This is a genomic window from Alteraquisediminimonas sediminicola, assembly GCF_019740335.1.
GTDB lineage: Bacteria > Pseudomonadota > Alphaproteobacteria > Sphingomonadales > Sphingomonadaceae > Alteraquisediminimonas > Alteraquisediminimonas sediminicola.
On sequence record NZ_JAHXZS010000003.1, the window covers coordinates 14,546 to 38,300 of the forward strand.

Consider the following 23,755-nt stretch of genomic DNA (forward strand, 5'->3'; position numbering starts at 1 on the left):
ATACGGCGCGAGACCGCCTTGAATTGGTGCCTTAGCCATGCCCCAAGAATTTCCACTGACGCAAGCCCATAATCGCGCCACGCAGTTCACGCCCCCTTGCTTGCGCCGCGTGAAGCAATCGGACAGAATATCCCATGATTATAGAAATAGCGCTCATCACCATCGACCCCACCCAAGCGCACGCCTTCGAACATGCAGTTGCACAGGCACGCGACATCTTTCAAACGGCGGAGGGTTGCCGTGGCATGCGGCTTGAACGCATGATTGAAGACCCGGCAAAATACATGCTGCGTATACAATGGGATAGTCTGGAACACCATATGGTGACCTTTCGCAATTCCGAAGGTTTTCAGGCGTGGCGCGCGCTCGCCAGCCCGTTCTTTGTCGCTGCGCCAGTGGTCGAACACAGCCGGGAAGTCTTGCACGGCTTTTGATGCCCATCCTCATCCATCGAAATCGTCATAAATGTGATGATATTTCAAAGGAATCACTTGCTCGGCTCGGGCTGAAATTATATCCGTTCCAAAATTGACATAATCTAACCCTTTGGAGCATCCCATTCATCGCCTCAACGGCGTGCAGGCGGCACCTCTGACCGCTTGTTATGCGGGTTTAACCTTATATACCCACTGTATACTTAGGTCCCATATCACAATGAAATAATGCCAAAATATGGACTGCAACCAATCTTATGTCGAGCTTATCCAATCATGATGTTGATGACGCGCCCTTGCAAATGGGGCGACGCGAAAAGAAGAGACAGGCCGTACGTCAGTCGCTGCTGGATGCCGGGCGCAGCATTATCGAAGAGGTCGGATTCAAGGCGGCCACGATCCAGCAAATCGCCGATCGCGCGGATGTGTCGTTGGGAACATTCTTCAATTATATGGAAACAAAGGAACAGCTGCTGCGCGAAATCATCGCGGAGCAGCTCGCACAAGCCATTCCGGAAGATCATCAGCCCATCACGCTGCAATGCGCGCAAGACCTTGTGGCTTGCAATCTCGACGCACAACTGAAGGCATTTGTCGCGGTACGGCCATTATTGCAGCTTGGCCTGCTGCATGCGGGCGCGTTTTCACCGCTCGACTTGCACCATCCCACCAGTCAGGCTGCGATGCGCCGCGAACGCCGCACCCGGCAAATCGCCAATCTCCAGCAGGACGGCAAAATACGTGCCGACATCCCCGCTCATAAATTGAGCCAGCATTTCGACCTCATCACGGGCGCCGCCGTGGCGGCATGGCTATTGAGCGACGATAGCAACCTTGCGCCGCTGAAATCCGGGCTGGAACAGGCCATATCCCTCTTTTTGCACGGTATCGAAATTGGGGGATTGAAGGCCGCCTGAGCTTGAAGCCAATGTGCAGCCCGAAAATATCTTAATAACGTGCGGTATCGCGCAATGTTCATCACCCGCACAAATGCCTAAAAAACCAACTGAATGGCAAAGGGCGGGGCGTGGCCAGACGATCCTTTTTCATTAATTCATAATGAATATAGATGTTGCGCCCATCATGCCGATTTGATCGGGCTTCCTGTCGTCGCAGAGCGCAGAAACCTGTATGTCTGGCTGTAATCATTCCACATCGGGGATATTAGGCAAGACGAAGTCCTTGGCTTCACATGAGCCTGATGGCCCTGACATGAAACCGAAGCTTTACCGCCTTCAGCACCGCAACAATGCGGGCCGGTCGCAGCCTCAAGTGAGATATAGCTCCATGTCCAATGTCACGGTCGCCCTGTCATGTGTGAATGTTGAATTCGATGCCATGCTGTCGGCTGGACAACACACCCGCGCCATCAAGATCACCAGCGTCGCTGCGCATGGACTGACGGCCCGTAGCGATACGCCGCCGCATCCCGGCGATCTTGTGACCATCACCCATGGGCCTATCACTATCTCGGGTCAGGTCGAATGGATCAAAGGTGATCATTTCCTGATTATTTCCGGCGAGCCGATCGACATTCTTGGCCTGATTGGCAAGCAGCTCGGCCTTGGGGCAATCCTGGACCAGCGCGAAGATATTGCGGCCTGAACCCTCTACGCGCCAAGGGTCGTGACCTAGTCCATTTGGCATAGGTCGCCAGTGATATGGACGGCGGTTTACTTTAAAAATATATAAACTCCTCACGCGCGCTGCCGAAACAGCGGGCGCAGATCAGGAGTCGCACCCTTGAATAATGACCATATCGTCAATGTTCACCATCTGAACATGTACGCCAATGAACTGGCAGGCCGCATGCGAAAGGCGCTTAATATCGCCGATGGCATGATCAACTTTCAGGAATGCCTGAAAGTCGTCGATGCGGTTGAACAAATCGGACAACATCTCACGCTGCTGAATGGCCAGAGTGATGAATTCGACGCGCTTGCCCTGCGCGAGAAATTCAACATCAAGCACATGTCTGCCGCGCGCATCCTGCAGCGTTTGCTCAAGCATCCCGACATGCTGCAGAGTCAGCAGGATCTGGCCGATACCATCAACTGCTCAACCCGCAGCATTCCGGTGTATATGTCGCATTTGCGCCATGCCCTCAATCTGCTGGGCCTCAATGATGTCGTCCATGTCAGCTATCGCTCCGGCTATTATATCACCGCCCATAATGTTGCCAAAATTCGCAACATGGTGGTCGATGATGGCGAACTGATCGCCAAGGCGGCCTGAAAGCGTGATGACCAAGGTCGAGACCTAGGGTCAGAATCTATTGAATAGCGCCTGTCCCGATTCCATAAAATCGGGACAGGGCCTGCTTGCCTGTTGGTGGTATAACATCAGAGATGCATACCCCCGCTGGCGCGGATACGTTCGCCCGTGACCCAGCCACCGGCATCAGACGCCAGAAACGAGACGACATTGGCGATGTCCTCGGGCCTGCCGATCTCGCCCAATGCGGTCCCATCCTTGATCGCGTTCATGAACGGTTCTTCCAGATCACCGATGAAGTCGGTGGCCGTTGCGCCGGGCGCTACTGCGTTGACGGTGATCTTGCGGCTGCCCAAGCCCGCCGCCAGCGACAAGGTGATCGAATCCACCGCCGCCTTTGACGCCGCATAAGCGATGAAGTCAGGATAGGCATTATGGCTGACCATCGATGAAATATTGATGATCCGCCCGCCGTCGCGTAAACGTGGCACCGCATATTGGGTCACGAACAACACGCCCTTGACGTTGATCGCAAATGCCTTGTCGAAATCGGCCTCAACGGTGGTGGTGACATCACCGAATACGCCCACGCCCGCATTGTTGACGAGAATGTCGAAGCCCTTGATCCCGCGCTCGGCCAACGCCGCATCAAGTTCATGGAAGAGCTTTTCAATGCCCGCCATCTCGCCCACATCGCCCTGCACAAGAAAGCCATCGCCGCCAGCGGCCTTGATCGCGGCCAGCACATCCTCGGCTGCCGCCTTGCTATGGCCGTAATGCACCGCAATCAGCGCGCCCTCGCTCGCTAATTGTAGCGCGATTGCCCGGCCGATCCCGCGCGAAGCGCCGGTCACCAATGCCGTCTTATTTTTCAAACCACCCGCCATACCTCAATCCTCTTATCATGTGCTGCCGCTGATGCCGCCGCATTCAGTACAAGACGATAAAGACCGAACATGGCCGGGTCCACTTGGCCATTAGGTCAGCAGTGGCGATGCGTCCGACAATAGATTAGAAGCATATTTGGGCTTGGGAGAATAAAGTTGCAGGGAAACAGACTTCAGGGGAAAATCGCGCTGGTAACGGGCGCGGCATCAGGTCTTGGCGCCGCTATCGCCGCGCGCTTCGTATCGCAAGGCGCGCGCGTCCTGATCTCCGACATCAATATCGACAACGCCCGCGCCCAAGCCGCCCGCATCGGCGATGCTGCCAGCGCCATCGCACATGACGTCACCGATGCCGCAAGCTGGCAGTCGGTGATCCAGCACGCATCCGACCAGCTCGGTGGCCTGCACATTCTCGTGAATAATGCGGGCATCTGCCTGCCGGGTTCTGTCGAGGACCTCAGCATCGAAGACTGGCATCGCACCCACCGGGTCGATCTCGACAGCGTGTTTCTGGGCAGCAAGATCGCCCTGCCGTTGATGGCGGCATCCACTGCCGATCAAGCGGGTTCCATTCTCAACATCTCGTCGATTTCCGGCATCGTCGCCGCAGGCAATATGGCGGCCTATAATTCCGCCAAGGCCGGGGTGCGCCATCTGACCAAGTCGATCGCGCTCCATTGCGCGAAACAGCAATATCGCATCACCTGCAATTCATTGCATCCGACCTTCATCGATACGCCCTTGCTCGACGGTTTCACCGGCACAAGAACGCGCGAAGACACTGTCGCCAAATTGGGGCGGCAAATTCCCATCGGCCGCGTCGGGCAACCGGATGATGTCGCATGGGCCGCCGTGTATCTGTGTTCAGATGAGGCCGCGTTCGTTACCGGCGCGGAACTGGCGATCGATGGCGGCCTGTCGGCGATGTAATTTGGGTCATCACCCTTTATCGCGCGGGCCGCGTACCGCCTCGCCCGACAACCATTTGAGGATCGTCGCGAAGAACACATCGGGCGTATAGGGTTTGGAGATAACATCATCCATCCCGGCATCCAGACAGCGCTCCCGATCTTCGGGAAAGGCATCCGCCGTCACCGCGATGATCGGCACGGCGTCAGTTTTTGACAGCGCCCTGATCTGCCGACAGGCCTCAATCCCATCCATGACCGGCATCTGGAGGTCCATCAGAATCAGGTCATAATCATTGGCCGCCGCCTTCTCGATGGCTTCCCGACCATTGGCGGCAAGATCGACCTGCTGGGCAGCAATGTCATTGAGGAAGATAAAGGCCACTTCCCGGATGATGTCGTCATCATCGACCACCAATATGCGACGTCCGGCATAACGGGTGGCGAGCGCGATCTCGGCAGGCGTGATATTTGCCGCATGCGACATCCGTTGCGCGTCCGCCTCTTTGTGCAATCGGGCGGTGAACCAGAACAGGCTGCCGCGCCCGAGCCTCGACTCCGCCCCGGCATCTCCGCCCATCAACCGGGCAAGCGCGCGGGTGATCGCCAAGCCTAGGCCAGTCCCGGCAAAGCTGCGTGCGCTTGAATTATCCGCCTGTTCGAAGGCCATGAACAATCGCGGCAGCGTATCGGCGGCGATGCCGATGCCGGTATCCTCTACCTCGATACGCAACAGCACATCATCCTCATTATCTTCCACACATGATATGCGAACGGTAATGCTGCCCTTGTCGGTGAATTTCACCGCATTGCTGAGATAATTGAGCAATGCCTGTTGCAACCGCAACGGATCGCCGCGCAATGGCGGGAAAATAGTGCCGTTCACGACACACAGTTCCACCCCCTTTGGTCTTGGCCTGCCCTTGATGATCTTGACGGCATCCGCGATGATCCGATCGATATCGACGGCAACATCCTGAAGCGACAGCTTGCCCGCTTCGATTTTCGACAGATCGAGAATGTCGTTGATGACATCCAACAAATGCCCCACCGCGACATTGATGCTGCTCACCATCTCGCGCTGGCGCGGCGCTAATCGGGACCGTTCAAGCAAATGCGCCATGCCGGTGATCGCGGTTAGCGGGGTCCTGATTTCATGGGACATATTGGCCAGAAAAGAACTCTTGGCCTTGCTGGCGACTTCTGCTGCGCGACGTTCCTGCCGCTCGCGCAGGGCATGGATGCCAAAGGCCAGATTGGCCGCCAGTTCTTCCAACACGCCCATTTCGCTGTCGGTAAATGCGTCGGGTTCGGCGGCATAGATCGTCAAGACGCCAAATGTGACATGTTCACAGATCAACGGCAGGGCCACGCTGGATCGATAGCCATGATCCATTGCCATCTGACGCCATGGCACCATGTCCGGATTGTTCATCACATCATGATTGATCTGCGGTCGCCCGGTGCGGATCGCGACACCGGTCGGCCCGCGACCGATATCCAGCGTTTCGTCCCATGAAATTCGCACATTCGCCAGATATACCGCTGCCGTACCCGCCTCCGCCATCGGGACGACCCGTTTATCCCCGCCTTGCTCGGGATAGCCGATCCACGCCATGCGATAACCGCCAGCAGCAGTGACAAGCGCGCACATCTCCTGCAGCAATTGCTGTTCGTTACTGACCCGCAACAACGCCATATTGCCTTCGCCCAACAGGCGAAGCGCCCGGTTGAGGCGATTCATGTCCTCTTCCGCCATGCGCTGCTCGGTGATGTCCCGCGACATGCCGAATGTGCCGAAAATTTGCCCCTCATGATCGAAGAGCGGCCCCTTGGTGGCCAGGAAAAGTCGCGGACCAAATGCCGTATCGACTAATTCCTGACGTGTTTCAGTGCGCCCTTCCGCCATCAATCTGGCATCATGGGCTTGCAATTCCCTGGCCTGTTCTGGTGGGAAAAAGGCACTGTCATCCTTGCCCAGTACTTTTGCGACATCCTGCCCGACAAAGACGCTCCCGGCTTTGTTGAAGAAGATATAGCGCCCTTCGCGGTCCTTGGCGTAGATCGCCTCGCTCGTCTTTTCGGCGATCGCTTCCAACAGTCCCAGCGTTTTCAGCTGGCGCTGCGAGACTTCCAGCGTCTGTCGCCAGAACCTGACAATCAGGATATAGAGGAAAACAGATGTCAGCGCGACATAGGCCCAGCCCTTGAAAATGCCGATTTGAACGCGCGTCACCGGGTCGGACACGAGGAATTCGACCACTTTGTCGGAGATGAGAATCCACGCACCGCCCAACAAGGCGTACAGCAAGACAATCTTCAGAATCGGACGTTGAGAACCGGCATCTTTATACCTGAAAGGCACGCGCATCCCCCAACCGAGTCCAGTCTCTAAGCCAGCCCGGCCACGGGTCGCTGGCGTCTTGGTGCGCGCAGCCAAAGGGGAGTGAACAAAGCCACTGAATCGCCCTCAGCCAGCGATCCACCCTGTAATAACCGGAAGGTTACACCGCCATGGGGTATTCGTCTAGGCTGGCGTCCTATTGTGCATCGACCTTATCAGATGCTGGTACGCATGATTTCGCGTGCACTAGAACATTGCACGCGAAATCACACGAACCGAAACGGGGACTGACCTCAATCCTCGAACAGCAAAACCGGCTTAATCGCGTCACCTGTCTCGGACGCATGGGCAGCCTCGTTGATCTGGTCGAACCGGAACGTCTTGATTAAGCGGTCGAACGGGAATTTACCGGCCTTATACCATTCGATCATGCGCGGGATGAAGGTCTGGGGGTCGGCATCGCCTTCGGTGATGTATTTCACGCCCGCGCCACGCAAGAGCATGCTCATCATATTGGCGGGCAGCATAGCCTCGGGTGGCGGCACGGCGACCAGTCCCAACATGCCATTTGGCCCCATGGTTTCAACCGCAATGGCAATCACCGCAGGAATACCCGTCGTATCCAGCGCATGATTGACCGCCCCGCCCGACAACTCCTTGATCCGGGCAAGCACGTCATCGCATTCACGCGGATTGATGACATAGGTGGCCCCCAGTTCAAGTGCCAGCTTGCCGCGCTCGGCATTGGGTTCGACCACGATGACTGTACCCGCATCGACCGCACGCGCGCCCAATAGCGCCGACAGGCCCACGGCCCCGCCCCCGAAAATGGCAAGGGATTGCCCCGCTTTCAAACCAAGCGACAGCACCGCCGCCCCTGCGCCGGTCTGCACGCCGCATCCAAGCGGGCCAAGAAGCGCCAGCGGCAGGTCCTTGGCGACCTTCACGGCATTGCGCTCATGCGCAATCGCATGGCTGGCAAAGGAGGATTGGCCAAAGAAATTGCCATGCACGATCTCATCGCCTTGCGACAATGACGATGGCGCGCCACCGGTCAGGCGCACGCCCGCAAAATTATGGGCCATGAAATTATGACAATAGGCCGGCAAATGTTCGGCACAGGTCGGACAATGATCGCAACTGTCAAAGCTGAGCACGACATGATCGCCAACTGCAAGCGACTTCACATCAGGGCCGATCGCTTCCACCACGCCCGACCCTTCATGCCCCAGCACGATCGGCAGCGGCACCGGAAAACCATCCCGGGCCACAAGATCGGTATGGCACATGCCGACACCCGACATGCGGACCATCACTTCGGACCCCATTGGCGCAGCAACGTCGATGTCTTCTAATGAAAAAGGGCCACCGACATGACGGACAATGGCTGCTTTGGCCTTCATTCTTTCTCTCCTTCGATACTCAATAACGGGTGCGAATAGCGTTGCGAAAACATGTCATAGTTAATGGTGAAAAGGACATGGCCTTGATATATGCCCGCCGCCAGCGCGCGTCCAGCAAGCGGCAATGCGAAACCGGCTTGACGTGATCGTCCGCCTGCTCCTCTGTTCACATCGTGTCGAAGCCAAAGGGCAGAAACCATTTGCGATCCTTGATCACCCGTTCACGCTCATATGCCAAGATGGTCGCTGTCAGCACGGCATTGGCCCCCGATACCCCATCAATGGCGACGGCCTTTACCAGCCTCTCAATCCCTTGATGGATGGCCCGGGTCTCGCCGCGAACATCGTGGCCATCGGCGCCGCCGACCGACGCCCGCAGCGCATCCAGCGCCAGTACCACTGCGCTCCCGCCAGTAATCGATGGCAGCAACGCCGTCGCTATCGCCACCGCATCCGTCAACTCTTCACGCTCATACGCCGGGATGTGATCGATCTGTCCGCGCAAAATCTGGAGATGGCCGATGGCAAGCTGGACCTGCTCTTGTGCCAAGGATGCTTCCGGCGGCAAATGGGGCAGAATAACTTCGGACAAGGCCCGAACAATACTGGCAATGCGCTCATCAACGGTGGGGATCACTGATTATCTCCCTGGCTAAGCAGACGGACAAGGTCGTCTGCGAACATCGGGGCCGTAGCCGCAAGAAAAGTCAGCAACACATCTTGGTGATTATGCTGCGATCGCGCGGCGGCAAGCCCATTGGCGGCCACGATGACGGTGGTTTTCCAACTGCTCATCACATCATAATAATGAAGGGTCTTGCGATTGACCGTCCGGCCAGAGCGGCGCTCATATTCACGAATAAACTCTTCGCGCTCGAACAAATCGCTCGCGCGGAAGGTGCCATCGGCATCAATCGTGCCGAACACCTTCATCAGCACCCAGCCCAGATCCTCATGGAAATCACCGATCCGAGCAAGCTCCCAATCCAGCAAGGCCGTAATCTGACCGCTCTCCTCGTCGAACAGATAATTGCCGGTCCGATAATCACCATGGGTCATCACCAGTTCCGCCGTGTCCGGCAAATTATCCGCCAGCCATTGTTCGGCCAGCGCAATGACCGGGCGCGTCGCACCTTCATCGACACGCCACATCTCAGCCCAATAGTTGAACGACCAGCGGGCAGCCTGTTTAGGGTCGGCATCCGGCACGTCATAGCCCGGCAAATTTGCCGACTTCCAATCATAAGCATGGATCGCGACCAGATAATCCAGAAACTGGTCACGTAATTTCAGGCGCAAATCGGGGCCAAGCCATGTCCCCAAACCTGAAACCTTGACCCCGGACAGGCTGGGCTTGGTAACCCCGCCAACAACGCGCATGATCGCGGCCGCCTGTGGAAAAAACGCTCCCTTGGCATCCACCCAGACAGGCTCCGGCACCGGCACAATGCCTTGCATCGCCTTCAACAGGACAAATTCCCGCTCCCGATCCGTTTCGGTAATCGCCGAGCGCGGGTCCATGCGCAGCAGGAACGGTTCATCCTTGCCATCTTGACTCAAGGTGAAAAAGAACTGCTCCTTTGATGCACCGCCGCCCACTCTGCGCACGCCGGACACGACCGCACCGGGCCGGATATGCGCGAAATATTGGGCGAGAATCTCGGTCACTTCCGGGATCAGCTTCGCCCGATAGGGCGGCAAACCTCGATTGTTACGGCGACGATCGAGTATTTCACGATGGATATGTTCCATGTCATTCAGCATGACCAAAACCTCAATAAGGACCGTTGGCGCGAATATGTGCGAGATAGCTTGTCGGCCAGGCACATTCCATCCACCCGACACCGCGCCTGCCATCAATTGTCGCACGCCCGCCGCTCTCATTGAGGCTGAGATCGGGGTGCGGCACTAATGTATAGCAGCCGAATACCTCTGTCTCGACACGGGTATTGCGCCCATCGGCGTCAACGATATCGGCGACATAGCCGGTCTGCCAAAATTGGTCGTCATAGGTGACATCCACGGACACGCTTTCGACACGCGACATCAGGCCATGCTTGAACACATAGCCCCGCACATGTTCCTTGCCCAGCGCATTGAAGCGCCAGAAATGCACCGATGTATCGGTGCCGACTTGTCCGACGAACCATTCATATTGCTGGAACGGAATCCAGTCGCGCGTGCCCCAGCTATGATCGCGATGCCCGGTTGCATCAAAGGCGATGACCCGATCCCCCAGCCTGAGCACGCCCTTGACGCGTCCGGCCTGTTCGATCCGATCCGTCGCGCAATAAGACGGACAGCCGCGCGGATCGGCGCCATAAGAATAAGGCGGGTGAAAGGCCTCAAAGTCGAATTCGACCATCGCCTCCGGCGTTTCCCAGCGCACATGGGCGCAATCGAATTTCAGGTCCTGCTTCATGCTGAAGCCTTCGATTTGCCAATTATCGAAACCCATGTCTGCAGGCACCGCCCTGTCGGCCAGTTTCTGCTGGATGGGCGCAGCACCCACGCCCGGACCGAAAACGGCCAAAGCAGCCCCGGCCATGCTGTCCGCCGTCACCCAAGTATAGGTGAAAAACGCGATCTGATGTTCTGGCAGCACGACGATATAGGGGATAGACTCACGTCCCAGTGCCACCGCTGGCAATATGTGCCGACCGTCATGGATCGGGTCCAATATCATCGCCTTCTCGCTCAGCACCGCATTATCAAACATTATCCATCCTCCTAAACATACCAATAACAGCCAATAATGATCGTGGTGACCAATATCAGCCACAGCGACAGCACGATCCGAAACGGTCGCGGCGTCCACTGCAATTCCATGAAATGTCCGATCACCATGTTGATCTTGAAAGCGGCAATCAAAATGACGGCGGTCGCGCCGAACCGCACGGCATCGCTATCCTCGGTCAACACCCAGCTTATCAACGTTACCGCGACAAGCAGCGCCCAGACTTTAACCGGGCTTAAATGCAGGATGCGGTTCATCCGGCCCACCTCAATAAATATAGGAGTGGAAACAACATGATCCAGAGCAAGTCGACCATGTGCCAATAACAGCCCACAGACTCGATCCAGATCACGAAGCGTTGGTCGAGCGCATCGCGCTGCGCCTTGCCGACCATCCAGCTCAACGCGCCGATCCCGATTGCAAAATGCAGAAAATGAATACCGGTAAAGGCGAAATAATAAGTGAAAAATTCATTGGTGAGCGGTGAAAATCCCGCTTGCGCCTTGTCGATATATTCAAAAATCTTGGTGGCCGCAAAACCGGAACCGATGCAGATCGTCAGCAACAGATTATTGACCACCGACGATCGCCGCCCTGCCCGCGCGGCATCGACCGCACGCGCCATGAATAGGCTGCTGGTCAATAAAATCAGCGTATTGGCAAGCCCAAGTCCGGCATTGAGATGGATGCGCGAGCTTTCATACAGTTCCGGCGCAGCCATGCGGCCAAGCGAAAACAGCAGAAAGAACAGCGCAAATGCGCCCATATCCGCGACAATGAAAGTCCAGACCCCGGAATCGCCCGGTAGATGTGGCGATTCCGGCTGGCATGCGCTGGCCTCGCCACCCGCCGAAAAGGGCGGGTGCACCGGCTCATGCATGGGCCTGCTCCTGTTCGATCCGGGTGATGGACCGCAAGAGGTAATAGGTCAGCGTCGGGCACCAGACGAACCAGATCGAAAATTCAATCCAGTAGTTAAGCGTGCCGCTTCTGGAAAAGGGGCCGGATTTGAAAAAAGGCATCAGGCATTCCGCGATGAACATAAAGCCCACCCAAATGCCATACCAAGCCAACCATTTCGGCACCAAAGGCTGCTGCCGACGATCCATCAAAAATGCCGCGCCGAGCGCAAACATCTGCACCGATGTGATGGAATAAGCGAGATCGATCAACAACCACGCCATGTCATACAACATCTGCAGCACGGAATCCGGCAATGCTTCCGGTCGGAACGCCCCGGTCAGCCAAAAGGAGCAGCTCACCAACACCGGCACGACCGTCAGGCCCGCACCCCATTTTTCGAGATCGACAAGGATGTTGTCCTTGCCCACAACCTGTTCCATCACCTTCGCAATCGCGAGACCCCAAACGCAATAGCTGATGGTAAAGGTCATCGCCAGAACCATGCCGGTGCGAACCTGATTGGCATTTTCACGGAAATAAGCGGCAATGTCGCTCGCTGGCAAATCAGCGGAATATGGCGGCAGATTATGCCCCATAATGCCCCAAAAGATGATGAACACGCCCATGAACAGCGGACCATTCCACGCACACAGGCGCCAAAATCGCGTATCGACCTTCTGCTCCATTTACCCTCTCCTCCATGAAAATAGCCGCAACAACCAAAAGATTGCTGCGGCTATATTTATTTAGCTATGCAGCACGCCGATCAGAACTTGAACGTTGCTTCGACACCGTACATCCGCGGTTGCGAGCGCACGCGATAGCCGTTGCCGAAAAGGTTTTCGATCGAGATACCGAATGGATAATAGGTCTTGTTCGTCAGATTTTTTGCCCAGGCCGAGATCGAATAACGATCGGTGCCATAAGTGAGGCGGCTGTTGAGAACCCAATAATTCCCTTCGCCTTTGCCAAAGACACCCGATGCCACCGCTGTAAGCGGACCGCGGCTATAATCCTTGAACGAGTCATAATAGAAACGGCCCGTATACGCAGCGTCGCCATGCAACGTCACAAGGCCATCGCCCACATCGAGGGCATCCCAGTCAAAGCCGAGGTTCGCCGACGTCTTGGCAGCGAATGGGAACGGATTACCGGCCACGCTCACCGGACCGCCCGATGACACGACACAGCTACCAAGCTGGGCCGGGAAATTCGGGATATCCGCCGGGTTGGATGGGCAAGCACCTTTATTATATTTGGTGTCGAGCAGGGCGAATGAAGCGTTCAGACGCAAACGATTGGTCGCTGCGAACTGACCTTCCAGTTCAAGACCCTTCATCTTGCCGCTCAGTGAAATCAGGTTCGCGGTGGCGGTGGCATCGACGACCTGACCTTGCTGGCCCTTATAGTCATAATAAAAGAAGGAGCCGTTGATCTGGACGCGATTGTCGGCAAGACGCGATTTGAAGCCGACTTCAAAGGCGTTCACCTTTTCTGGCGGCACGAAATACACCTGATTGGCGCTGCCATAAGCCAGGCCGTTAAACGTGCCTGCGCGATAACCGCGGCTATAGCTGGCATAGACCATCACATGTTCGACCGGCTTCCAGTCCACGATGAAGCGACCAGAAAGACGATTGGACGAACCCTTGCGGTCCAGACCACCCGGCTTGGGTATGCCGAGCGCCGCGAATGACGGAATGACCTCAGCCCCTGTCTCATCATAGACCGGCTGGAGGAAATATGGCGCATACGCACCGCCTTGCGTAAAGTCGGAAACCGTCAGCATCCGCGCCGCGCCCGTATCATCATAATAAGTGGTGATACCGTCGCTGAAGTGGTTTTTGTCACTGGTATAACGCATGCCAGCCGTGACCTTCAGCGTTTCCGTCAGCTCATAGCTCCCCTCGCCATAAATGGCGTAGGATTTGCGATCTTGCTTGAAATGCTGCGTAGCACGAATGCCGGTTGGCAAGGACGTCGCCGACAGACCATTGCCGTTAAAGCCGCCGCCCGGATTGAAATAAGTAGCAGGCAAGCCAAGCGCCGCACGGACATCGCTTGTGAAGTTGAAGAAATCAGGGCTGTTATTGGCAACGACCGTGTCCTTGCCATAATAAGCACCGACGATCATCTTGAACCTGTCCGCATCCAGATCGAGGCGAACATCCTGATTGAACGCGTGGAATTTCGAACGATAGCCAATCGAACACAAACGCATCGGCGTCGCGTCGCAATCCGTTGACGACTGCGAATACAGGCCGGAATCATAGCCCGTAATCGAAATCAGCTTCAGCGTGTCATTCAACTCGATCTTGGCCGTCAGCACAGCACCTTCGGCGCGCGATATCGCAACGCCAACGGTATCAGCTTCAATCTCGTTGATGCCAAGGCCGCGCCCCGACTGGCTGTAACTCGCCGGGACCAATCCAGCCGGTGCGAGCTGCGCGAACAGACCCCCCAGCAAAAAGTTCGAGCTGGTATAGTCAATGACATCATTCGTCTTGGACTGGCCCGTGGGAATGGGCGTTTCCGTGCCGCCGCGCCCTTTGGCCGCATATCCCTTGATCGAGATATCAACGGTCTCGGACGGCTTAAGCCGCAATGTGCCACGCACGCCATAGGATTTGGTGCCGCCCGGATCGCGACCGGAATTCAGGTTCAACCCGGAAGCGCCGCCCGCAGCCGAGGTGTTAAGCCCAGCCCCCAGCCGGTTATGCACATAGGAATCGGAATCCACAAAAGTACCGGCGATGCGAATGCCGATCTTGTCTTCAACCGGCGTGAGTTCGAGCGCAGCCGTCAAGTTGAAACGGTTGAAATTACCATAGCCAACGGTCACGGAACCGTTGCTGCCCTTCAACTCCGGCTTGCGCGTGATGAAGTTGATCGCACCACCCGTGGTGTTGCGGCCATAAAGCGTTCCCTGCGGACCGCGCACCACTTCGATCTGTTCGAGATCATAAAGCTGCTGGCCATGCGAGGCACGGAATGCCTGATAGACTTCATCCACATAAACACCGACCGGCGAGGCCGCATTGGCGTTGAATTCCGTGCCGACGCCGACGCCGCGCACCGAGAAGTTCGGCTGCTGCTCACCATAAGGCGACGACACCTGCAAATTGGGCATGGAGTGATTGAGGTCCGATGTTTCGAACACCCCCTGATTCGCGAGTGTCGCAGCCGAAATCGCCGACACCGCCACAGGCACATTCTGCAGATTTTCGGACCGCTTGGTGGCGGTCACGATGATATCTTCGATACCGGAATTTTCGGCCCGCTCTTGGGCATGGGCTGGAAAACATACACTTACCGCAAGCGCAGCAAGACTCACGACTGAAATATTCCTCATGACATCCTCCCTATTCTGCCTCGTGAAAGACGCCTTATGGATTGGCGCTCTTTTCGCGTGACGACGATACGCAAAATACGTTAGAGAGAAATTATGTCAACATATTTACGATCTAGATCGGAAAGCGCTAAGAAGCGTCCTGAAAGGGCGTCGGCGCCAGAAAGCATCACTGGCAGATAAACCGCTCCATGAGGCGAATCATCCGGCGGGCAATCGCCTGACAAGGATGGCGCCGGACAATGATGGAGCCGGATAAGGATAGAGAGAGAGGCACGATGAGTTGGTTGAAATCCCTTTTCGGCAAGGCAGAACCCAATAAGGTTCATGTCCGCCCGGGCGGCGAAGCATTCACGGTCCCAAATGGGGAAACGGTGCTGGAAAGCGCCCTGAAACTTGGCCTCGCCTATCCGCATGATTGCACCGTCGGCACGTGCGGTGCATGTCGCACCCGACTGATCACCGGCAAGGTCGAGGCGATCACGCCATTCGGCTACACGCTCAGCAAGGAAGAATTGGCCGCCGGCTATATCCTTGCCTGTCAGGCCCTGCCCAAATCGGATCTCGAACTCGAAGTCGACATCGCCGCCAGCACCACCCGTCAGATCGTCACGCCAGCACAGCTGATCGATACCAAGCCACTCACCCATGACATCATGGCAGTGACATGGAAGACGGTCGAAGCCCTCACTTATCAGGCCGGCCAATATATCAATGTGCGCTGGAATGGCGGCGATACGCATCGCTCTTATTCATTCGCCTCCGCGCCGGATGTCGGCGGGCAGCACAATGTGACCTGCTTTATCCGCCATGTGCCGGGCGGGGCCTTTACCGATGCGTTGTTCGATGGCCGCGCTCAAGAGTTCAGCTATGAACTCGACGGCCCGCACGGCCAGTTTTGGCTGCGTCCGGGCAAGGGGCCGATCCTTTGCATTGCGGGTGGCAGCGGGCTGGCCCCGATCGTCAGCCTGTTGCAGGATGCCGCGCGCAAGCGGGTGCGCCGCGACTGCGTCCTGCTGTTTGGCGCGCGGGGTGAGCGCGATCTATATGGCGATGCCGAGATCAGCGAGATTCGTTCCGCCTGGACGGCTGGTTTCGATTATTGGCCGGTCCTGTCCGAAGAGCAGACGGAGACAAGGCGACAAGGGCTGGTCACGGATCATATTCCCGCGGCGATCGAGCGCCTCGGCCCCGGCGCCAGCGCCTATCTATGCGGCCCGCCACCAATGATCGACGCCGCCATCGCCATGCTGGTGGCGCATGGCATGCCGATGGAACAGATTTTCTATGACAAGTTCACCGACTCAAGCACGGCCAGCAAACAAGTGGCCGCATAATTTAAAGGAGAGACATGATGGATCTGGATCGTAACGCATTTTTCATTGGCAACCAGTGGGTGGCACCATCGTCGTCGCGCCGTTTCGAGATCATCGGCGCATCGACGGGCGAGGTCATCGCGACCGTGCCAGAAGCTGTCGAAGCCGATGTCGACGCTGCCGTCGCAGCTGCGCGCCGTGCCTTTGACGATGGCGGCTGGTCGAACGCCGCGCCTGCAGAACGCGCCGCCGTGATGCAGCGCTTCATCGCCGCCATTGCCCAGCGCGCCGAGGCGCTGGCACAGGCCGTGTCGATGCAGAATGGCATGCCGATCAGCCTGAGCAGCTTGTTGGAAGCGCAGTTTCCGATGGGGGTGCTCGGCTATTTTGCAGAACTGGCCGCAACGATGGGACAGGCCGATCATCGTCCTTCGCAAATGGGCAAGGAGACGCTGGTCCACCATAATCCTATCGGCGTCGTCGCGGCGATTGTGCCATGGAACTTCCCGGTCACGCTCGCGATCAGCAAGATCGCACCGGCCATGCTGGCGGGCTGCACCCTTGTTATCAAACCCTCGCCCGGCACGGTGCTCGATAGCTACATCCTCGCCGAGGCTGCACTTGAAGCAGGTGTGCCCGCGGGCGTGCTCAACTGGGTTCCGGCGGATCGCGATGCCGGGGCCTATCTCGTCTCGCATCCCGGCGTGGACAAAGTCGCCTTTACCGGCTCCACCAACGCAGGGCGCAGCATTGCCGCGACATGCGGCCAATTGCTGCGCCCGGTTACGCTTGAACTTGGCGGCAAGTCGGCGGCTATCGTGCTGGAAGACGCCGATCTCAACACCTTTCTGCAAGGCGTGCCGACCGCGTGCATGCTCAACAATGGTCAGGCCTGTTTCAACGGCACCCGTATCCTCGCCCCGGCCTCGCGCTATGGCGAAGTGGTCGATGCGCTGGCGGCGATGGTATCAGGGCTGACCATTGGTGATGCGCTTGATCCGGCCACCCATGTGGGGCCGATGGCATCCGAAGCCCATCGTGCGCGGGTCGAAAGCTATATCGCCATTGGCAAGCAAGAGGCCCGGCTCGTCGCCGGTGGTGGCCGTCCGCGCGGTTTCAACCATGGCTGGTTCGTTGAACCGACAGTCTTTGCCGATGTCGATAATCATGACACCATCGCGCGGGAAGAAATCTTTGGTCCGGTCCTGTCCGTGATCTCGTACAAGGACGATGCCGATGCGATCCGCATCGCCAATGATTCCGCATTCGGCCTTGGCGGCTCTGTCTGGAGCGCCGACAGCGCCCGCGCCCAACAGGTCGCGCAACAAGTGCAGACCGGCACCATCGGCATCAACGGCTATATGCCATCGCTCGGGTCGCCGTTCGGCGGCATCAAGGCCAGCGGCATGGGCACCGAGTTCGGGCCAGAGGCGCTGGCCAGCTACCAACGGACCAAGTCGATCTACGTTATGGGCTGAGCTTGGGGCTGATCGCAAACCCGAAAGGGCAGGTCGGCATATTGCCGCCCTGCCCTTTTTTTACCCGATCCGGCTTTTGAATTTACCCCGCCTGCCGTTGGCGGTCGAGATGGCGTTCGCGCACGACCAGATAGAACGGGAAAGCCATCGACACCCCGATCCATGACAATACGACAAAGCCCCAGCCCGCCTTCGCGCCAAGGCCGATACGCCGGGCATCGCCCACGACCCAGACCATGAACACCAACCACGCCACGGCCATATCAAGGCTCAGAAAAGCGGCTGTGCCGCCTGCATTGATGGCATCGCCAAAGAAATCGACGGCGTTCAGAATATTGCCGCCCGCCCGCATCCATTCGAACGCATAGGGCCATGTCAGGAACAATGCCGCGATCCCAATGATGATGAAAAATCCATGCCGGATACTGATACCCATACCTCTTCCCCTCCACCTGTTATTATGAAAAAAACCGACCTTGCAGCGGGCTACGCAGCAAGGTCGGTGTCATATTATCGAGCGATGCGCCCCATCAGGCCGTCGCCATTTGGGCCTTGCCGGTCTTTTCATCAAACCAGTCTGGCCAGCCCGCCTTGCGGTTCTGCTCGCGGGCGAGCGCCCGCTCCTCCGGTGTTGCCAATTCATTGTCCCAACGCTTGAGCGCAGGCTTGATGATCAGATTGTGCCACAGCGGCGGCACCAATGCCGAAAAGAAACAGATGAACACGCTCGGCATCGGAATCCACTGACGATCCGGCACCAGTTCGTGGAACTTGGCAAAGCTGTCTGTGTGATGATCTGCGTGATTGGTGATCTCGAAACCCATCACCCGCGACAGCGGCTTCAAATGGTTCCAGACATGACGCCGGCTGATCGCCCCGCCCTCGATCCGGATCAGGCCATAATGCTGGAAATAATTGAACGATTCCACCCAGAAGCGCGCGCCCACCATCCCGGCCAGCACCACCGCCACAGCCTGCCAACCGCCAATCGCATAGACGACCGACTGCATGACGATTTGCGCAAGAATGGCCTTCCACAGGCGATGACGGATCGACCAACGACCATAGCCCTGCTTTTCAAGAGAATCACTCTCCATCCGCCAGGCATCCCGCGTACTCTGGACCACAGCGCGCGGGGTAAACGCATAGAGCGACGTGCCACGTGGTGCGGTATCACTGTCATTGACCGTCGCGACATCCAGATGATGGCCGGTCACATGCGCAATTTCACGGGTGCAATCGAGATAACAGACCTGCGAATATTGCCCGACGAAGCGACGCAATTTGCCGCGCTGGTGATAGAGTTCATGGGCAGATGGCACCAATGGCACCACGCTCATCCACGCCAGCGACAAGATCGCGCCCGCATATTGCATCGGCGTGATATGATCGGTCACCGCGACCCAGCGTGCCGCCACGAGATAAAGACCCACCGCCATCAATGTGGAAATCCACACCGGCAGATCGGCAATCAAGCCGCTACGCAGGTGGCGGGGCTTCATGTCATTCGGCAAAAGTTGATCAATAATGCCAAGCAAAGGCAGGCTTGCGATCCCGACGAACACCCAGTCTCCGCCGACGATAAAACCTGCATAAGCGGCGGCCTGGACCAGCGCCGGGAAATAATAGCGCAGATAATCCATGATTCTCTCCTAAATCCTTTATCATCTTTGCGTAACACATATACGCAAAATGTAAAGGGTCACATCTTTATCTATTGCAGAGCGAGTGCATGTCGGCGTAGCTACAAACCACCATGAAAATGAGAGATCTCGAAGCGCGCACGGAAGTGAACCGGGAAACCATCCGCGTCTATATGCGGCACGGATTGATTCCCCAGCCGGTGCGCCCCAAACCGAATGTGGCCGATTATGACGAAAGTCATGTACGCGCAGTACAGGCCGTGCGCGACCTGCAGCGCAACAGTGGACTGACGCTACGGCAGATCAAGGACGTGTTGAGCGGCCAGTCGAACGAGCGCCGGGTCGACGCCTCGGCCTTCCATAATCTCGAAGAGCTGGTCGCCGCCCGCATGGGGCAATCGGGCAATCCGATCCTGCTTGCAACGCTGGCAAATCAATGGCCTTCTGCCGAGGCCGACGCACTGGCGATGGCCGCGAATGGCGTGGTCGCCATCGTCCAGACCCGCGCAGGCCCCGCGCTCAGCGTCACCGACAGTCGGTTGGTCACGATCTGGAGCGAGATGCGCGAGGTCGGATTTACCGAAAAGCTGGGATTTTCACCAGATATCCTGTCCTTCTATGTTCAGCCTGCCCAAGCCATTGCCGAAGAAGAAGCGCGACGATTCCTGGCGGCAACCGAAGGCCGTATTTCCGAGGAACAGGCCGCCGACATGTTGCAGGAAGCATTGCGGCTGATGCTCGATTTCTGGGGTTTGATCCGCATGAAGGTCCTGCTGCAACGTTTTCAGGAACACAAAGAAGCGATCGCGCAACCAACGCCAAGGAAAAAGCGCGTGGCCGGTCGCAAACCGGCCTGACAGCTTACCGCTTTTATCAGGTTACAGGCGGTTGGCGAATGCCTGCCATGCGGCGGCAAGCGACTCTCGATGCTCATTGGGCGCGATCGCGATCAATGCCTCGGCACGCGCTTGATAGGTCAGGCCGCGCAAATCGGCTGCGCCATGCTCCGTCACCACAATATCCGTGTCCCAGCGGCTCAACGACACCGGCCCAGCGCCAGCATTGGGTGCAACAATCCGACTAATCGTCCCGCGCGCAGCCGATGCCGCCAATGCGACAATGCGGATGCCGCCGGGCGACATCCGCGCGCCCCGGGCATAATCGCTTGCCCCGCCCGGTCCCGACATCAAGCCCTTAGGCCCCAATTCGGCATAGGATTGACCCAATATATCAACCTCAATCGCCGAATTGATGGCAACAAAATCCGAATAAGCAGCAATCGTCTTCGCATCATGGGTCATCGCCACCGGGCAAAAACGAAACGCCGGATCGCCCAGTCGGCGGTACAGACGGTCTGACCCGATGGCACAGCCTGCCACAATGGATGCTCCCGCCGCCAGCGCACCGGCATCAAGCAGATCGAGCACGGAATCAACAACCAGCCCCGAATGAATTTTCAATTCACGCCGCCCGGTCAACGCGCGCATCACCGCGCCCGGCACCTTGCCCACCCCCGTCTGCAACGTCGCACCATCGCCAATATAGGGCGCAATATGGCTGGCGATCGCCTCCGCCACCGGATCGACCGCCGCATCATCCATGGTCACAAGCGGCACATCCGCTTCGACATAAGCGCTGATCCGGTCGAACGGCACCCGATCATGGCCAGTGGTGCATGGCATGGCCGGGTTCACATGCGCGATCAGTAGCGGGATTGTCGGCCAAAGTTCGGCGAGAAAATCGACGCTATTGCCAAAACTACAAAATCCATCCGCATCCGGCGGCGACACCATCATCAGCGCGGCATCAATCTCTACCTGCTGCAACCGCGCGCGGATATCATTATAGCAAAGCGGCAGGAACGTGACCTGCTCCCTCGGCGCCGCCTTGATTTCCGGGGTGTAAAAGAACGTCTCTACCCGACAGCCCGGATGGGCAAGATAATCATGACGATTGATGCCCGGGATAAAAATGCCGGTAAAAATCAGGTCGCCAAGTGTGTCCCCCGCCACCATCACCGCATCGGCAAGCAGCCGGGATTCCCCGGCACAGCCCAGCACCAGCACCCGCCCCTTGCGGGGCAGATGCCGGGCCAGTTCTGATGCTGCGATGCGAACGGGGGCCATGCTGGCGACCTTGACCTGATTACTTCACATATTTGTGGAAGTCGGGCGCGCGCTTTTCGGTGAAGGCACGCACGCCTTCCTTCGATTCTTCGGTGTCGTAGAACAGCTTCACGGCATTCAGCGCCATCAGGCTGATACCGCGAATATTCTCGCTGTCCGCATTGAAGGACCGCTTGGCAAGCGCGAGTGCGGTGGGCGAACGCTGGCCGAGGGTTTCTGTCCACGCATTGACCGCGTCATCAAGCTCCGCCGCCGGAACAACCTTGTTGACCAGCCCCATCTCCATCGCCTGCTGGGCGGTGTACATATCGTTCAGGAACCACATTTCGCGGGCCTTCTTATCGCCGATATGACGGGCGAGCAGCGCCGTGCCCCAGCCCGCGTCAACCGAACCGACCTTCGGGCCAACCTGCCCGAATTTGGCGGTATCGGCGGCAATCGTGAGATCGCACAATGTGGCAAAGACGTTGCCGCCGCCAATGGCAAAGCCGTTGACGCGGGCGATGACGGGCTTCGGCACATCGCGGATGATAGATTGAAACTCGTCAATCGGCAGGCCGACAATGCCGCGACCATCATATTGGCCTTCATGCGCCGACTGATCGCCACCGGTACAAAATGCCTTGTCGCCCGCCCCGGTGAGGACGATGGACGACACGCCCTTGTCATCCGCAGCCAGCTTGAATGAAGCGATCAGCTCTTCCATCGTCTGGGCGCGAAATGCGTTATAAAGCTTGGGACGGTTGATAATGACCCAGGCAGCGCGGCCACGGACTTCGTACAGCACATCCTCGAATTTGGTCGGATCAATCATGATTGCAGCTCCTTTTTGATATTCTTGTAAATCGCTGAGGCGCGGGCCACAGCCTCGCCATCGACGGTGGCGATGGCTTGGGTGAACAACAATGATCGCGTCTCGCGCACGCACAAAACCGCCGCCTCCAGCCAGACACCAATCGGCACCGGCGCCAGAAAATCGACGGTCAGGCTGATCGTCGGCCGATGATTCAGCCCGCCCAGCGCCTCTGGGCAAACGGCAACCAACTGACAATCGAGAAAGGTCGACATGGCACCCCCGTGCATCACATCCACCGGATTGCCATGCCGTGCCTGCACGATCATGCCCAACCGCTGCTGGCGGCTGTCCACGAACATCTGACCCAGTTCATTGGTAAACCCCTTGCCAAGGTCCACCGGTTGAAAACCGGGTGGTATATCGATGTTCATGGTCGCGCCCATGGCATCAGATCATGTTCATGCCGCCAGCGACGGAAATCGTCTGGCCGGTCATGAAGGCAGCATCATCAGAGGCGAGGAATGCCACGATGCCCGCATAATCTTCCGGCTCGCCCATGCGCTTCAAGGGGATGCCGCGCACCATCGCGTCTTTCCACTTCACCGCGCCTTCGCCTTCGCCCAGCACGCTGGCCATCATCGGCGTGTTGGTCGGCCCCGGGCAGACGATGTTGAGCAACACATTTTTCGACGCCAACTCACGCGCCACCGATTTGGTGAAGCTGATGATCCCGCCCTTGCATGCCGAATATACGGCTTCGGTGCTGGTCCCGACACGCGCCGCATCGGATGCGATGTTGATGATGCGGCCACCGCCACGCGCGACCATCAACGGCGCCACGCAATGATGGGTGTTGAGCGGGCCATAAAGGTTGATGGCAATGATCTTGTCCCACAACGGCTTGTCGGTCATCAAGAATGGCTTGGGCAGATCCCAGCCCGCATTGTTGACCAACGCCCAGATCGGGCCAAGATCCGCTTCGACCGCGTCGACGGCGGCTTTAACGCCATCATAATCGGTGACGTCCACCTGATAGGTCTTGACGATGGCGTCCCCGGCAAGCGCTTCGGTTTCCGCGCCCGCAGCAGGGTTCATGTCAAAAATGGCGACGCGACACCCTTCAGCAGCAAGCCGCAGCACAAGCGCCCGACCAATACCCTGCCCGCCGCCAGTCACAACGGCCACTTTTCCCTGCAAACCTCGCATGTTAAATCCTC

At 57.6% G+C, this 23,755-nt stretch carries 24 protein-coding genes; 8 read left to right on the forward strand and 16 right to left on the reverse strand.

The annotated features are described in order from the left end of the window. Positions 1-134 precede the first annotated feature (134 nt). The 4 genes from K6117_RS08085 (at position 135) to K6117_RS08100 (ending at position 2,669) form a co-directional block, all read left to right on the forward strand. Positions 135-434, forward strand: a complete 300-nt coding sequence (locus K6117_RS08085; RefSeq protein ID WP_221793792.1) for an antibiotic biosynthesis monooxygenase family protein — start codon at positions 135-137, stop codon at positions 432-434. A 257-nt stretch (positions 435-691) separates the two neighbouring features. Further along, a complete protein-coding gene (locus K6117_RS08090; protein WP_221793794.1) occupies positions 692-1,351 on the forward strand; it encodes a TetR/AcrR family transcriptional regulator in 660 nt (219 codons plus the stop codon). Between the two features lie 370 nt (positions 1,352-1,721). Then, positions 1,722-2,039 carry a hypothetical protein gene (locus K6117_RS08095; protein ID WP_221793796.1) on the forward strand — a complete coding sequence of 106 codons (318 nt, stop codon included), beginning with the start codon at positions 1,722-1,724 and terminating at the stop codon, positions 2,037-2,039. Positions 2,040-2,177: 138 nt separating this feature from the next. Next, positions 2,178-2,669 (forward strand): helix-turn-helix domain-containing protein, encoded by a 492-nt coding sequence (locus K6117_RS08100; protein ID WP_221793798.1) that lies wholly within the window; start codon positions 2,178-2,180, stop codon positions 2,667-2,669. A gap of 107 nt (positions 2,670-2,776) precedes the next feature. Here K6117_RS08100 and K6117_RS08105 read toward each other — a convergent pair whose 3' ends face one another. Further along, positions 2,777-3,523 (reverse strand): SDR family oxidoreductase, encoded by a 747-nt coding sequence (locus K6117_RS08105; protein ID WP_246604961.1) that lies wholly within the window; start codon positions 3,521-3,523, stop codon positions 2,777-2,779. 168 nt (positions 3,524-3,691) lie between these two features. On the opposite strand from K6117_RS08105, the gene K6117_RS08110 reads away from it, so the two are divergent. Then, the gene (locus K6117_RS08110; RefSeq protein WP_246604962.1) at positions 3,692-4,465 is read left to right on the forward strand and encodes a glucose 1-dehydrogenase; all 774 of its coding nucleotides are present in this window, start codon (positions 3,692-3,694) and stop codon (positions 4,463-4,465) included. 9 nt (positions 4,466-4,474) lie between these two features. On the opposite strand, the gene K6117_RS08115 is transcribed toward K6117_RS08110, so the two are convergent. From K6117_RS08115 to K6117_RS08155, 9 genes are all read right to left on the reverse strand, one after another. Beyond that, entirely contained in the window at positions 4,475-6,808 is a 2,334-nt protein-coding gene (locus K6117_RS08115) for a response regulator (protein ID WP_221793803.1), read from the reverse strand. Between the two features lie 272 nt (positions 6,809-7,080). Next, a complete protein-coding gene (locus K6117_RS08120) occupies positions 7,081-8,190 on the reverse strand; it encodes an NAD(P)-dependent alcohol dehydrogenase (RefSeq protein ID WP_221793805.1) in 1,110 nt (369 codons plus the stop codon). 166 nt (positions 8,191-8,356) lie between these two features. After that, positions 8,357-8,827 (reverse strand): hypothetical protein, encoded by a 471-nt coding sequence (locus K6117_RS08125; protein WP_221793806.1) that lies wholly within the window; start codon positions 8,825-8,827, stop codon positions 8,357-8,359. Next, complete coding sequence (locus K6117_RS08130) at positions 8,824-9,942, reverse strand: phosphotransferase family protein (RefSeq protein ID WP_221793808.1); 1,119 nt, start codon at positions 9,940-9,942, stop codon at positions 8,824-8,826. Before K6117_RS08130 ends, K6117_RS08125 begins: the two co-directional genes overlap by 4 nt. A gap of 22 nt (positions 9,943-9,964) precedes the next feature. Then, positions 9,965-10,909, reverse strand: a complete 945-nt coding sequence (locus K6117_RS08135; protein WP_221793810.1) for a DUF7064 domain-containing protein — start codon at positions 10,907-10,909, stop codon at positions 9,965-9,967. An 11-nt stretch (positions 10,910-10,920) separates the two neighbouring features. Continuing rightward, entirely contained in the window at positions 10,921-11,184 is a 264-nt protein-coding gene (locus K6117_RS08140; protein WP_221793812.1) for a cytochrome C oxidase subunit IV family protein, read from the reverse strand. Further along, the gene (locus K6117_RS08145) at positions 11,181-11,807 is read right to left on the reverse strand and encodes a cytochrome c oxidase subunit 3 (RefSeq protein ID WP_221793814.1); all 627 of its coding nucleotides are present in this window, start codon (positions 11,805-11,807) and stop codon (positions 11,181-11,183) included. The genes K6117_RS08140 and K6117_RS08145 overlap by 4 nt, the downstream gene beginning before the upstream one ends. Further along, entirely contained in the window at positions 11,800-12,516 is a 717-nt protein-coding gene (locus tag K6117_RS08150) for a hypothetical protein (RefSeq protein ID WP_221793817.1), read from the reverse strand. The genes K6117_RS08145 and K6117_RS08150 overlap by 8 nt, the downstream gene beginning before the upstream one ends. Positions 12,517-12,596: 80 nt before the next feature. Further along, a complete protein-coding gene (locus K6117_RS08155) occupies positions 12,597-15,182 on the reverse strand; it encodes a TonB-dependent receptor (RefSeq protein ID WP_221793818.1) in 2,586 nt (861 codons plus the stop codon). A 275-nt stretch (positions 15,183-15,457) separates the two neighbouring features. On the opposite strand from K6117_RS08155, the gene K6117_RS08160 reads away from it, so the two are divergent. Together K6117_RS08160 and K6117_RS08165 are read left to right on the forward strand one after the other, a co-directional pair. After that, positions 15,458-16,516 (forward strand): 2Fe-2S iron-sulfur cluster-binding protein, encoded by a 1,059-nt coding sequence (locus K6117_RS08160; RefSeq protein ID WP_221793820.1) that lies wholly within the window; start codon positions 15,458-15,460, stop codon positions 16,514-16,516. A gap of 14 nt (positions 16,517-16,530) precedes the next feature. Further along, the gene (locus K6117_RS08165) at positions 16,531-17,973 is read left to right on the forward strand and encodes an aldehyde dehydrogenase (RefSeq protein ID WP_221793822.1); all 1,443 of its coding nucleotides are present in this window, start codon (positions 16,531-16,533) and stop codon (positions 17,971-17,973) included. 82 nt (positions 17,974-18,055) lie between these two features. On the opposite strand, the gene K6117_RS08170 is transcribed toward K6117_RS08165, so the two are convergent. Then, positions 18,056-18,409, reverse strand: a complete 354-nt coding sequence (locus K6117_RS08170; protein WP_221793824.1) for a DUF2834 domain-containing protein — start codon at positions 18,407-18,409, stop codon at positions 18,056-18,058. 94 nt (positions 18,410-18,503) lie between these two features. After that, complete coding sequence (locus tag K6117_RS08175) at positions 18,504-19,616, reverse strand: alkane 1-monooxygenase (RefSeq protein WP_221793826.1); 1,113 nt, start codon at positions 19,614-19,616, stop codon at positions 18,504-18,506. A gap of 119 nt (positions 19,617-19,735) precedes the next feature. On the opposite strand from K6117_RS08175, the gene K6117_RS08180 reads away from it, so the two are divergent. Next, positions 19,736-20,473 (forward strand): MerR family transcriptional regulator, encoded by a 738-nt coding sequence (locus tag K6117_RS08180; protein WP_221793828.1) that lies wholly within the window; start codon positions 19,736-19,738, stop codon positions 20,471-20,473. A gap of 21 nt (positions 20,474-20,494) precedes the next feature. Here K6117_RS08180 and K6117_RS08185 read toward each other — a convergent pair whose 3' ends face one another. Genes K6117_RS08185 through K6117_RS08200 form a run of 4 tightly spaced genes read right to left on the reverse strand, consistent with a single transcriptional unit; the run spans position 20,495 to position 23,744 of the window. After that, a complete protein-coding gene (locus K6117_RS08185; protein WP_221793830.1) occupies positions 20,495-21,742 on the reverse strand; it encodes an acetyl-CoA hydrolase/transferase family protein in 1,248 nt (415 codons plus the stop codon). A gap of 19 nt (positions 21,743-21,761) precedes the next feature. After that, positions 21,762-22,556 carry an enoyl-CoA hydratase-related protein gene (locus tag K6117_RS08190; RefSeq protein WP_221793832.1) on the reverse strand — a complete coding sequence of 265 codons (795 nt, stop codon included), beginning with the start codon at positions 22,554-22,556 and terminating at the stop codon, positions 21,762-21,764. Continuing rightward, entirely contained in the window at positions 22,553-22,969 is a 417-nt protein-coding gene (locus tag K6117_RS08195) for a PaaI family thioesterase (RefSeq protein ID WP_221793834.1), read from the reverse strand. Before K6117_RS08195 ends, K6117_RS08190 begins: the two co-directional genes overlap by 4 nt. 16 nt (positions 22,970-22,985) lie before the next feature. Then, positions 22,986-23,744 (reverse strand): SDR family oxidoreductase, encoded by a 759-nt coding sequence (locus tag K6117_RS08200; protein WP_246604964.1) that lies wholly within the window; start codon positions 23,742-23,744, stop codon positions 22,986-22,988. Between the last annotated feature and the right edge of the window lie 11 nt (positions 23,745-23,755).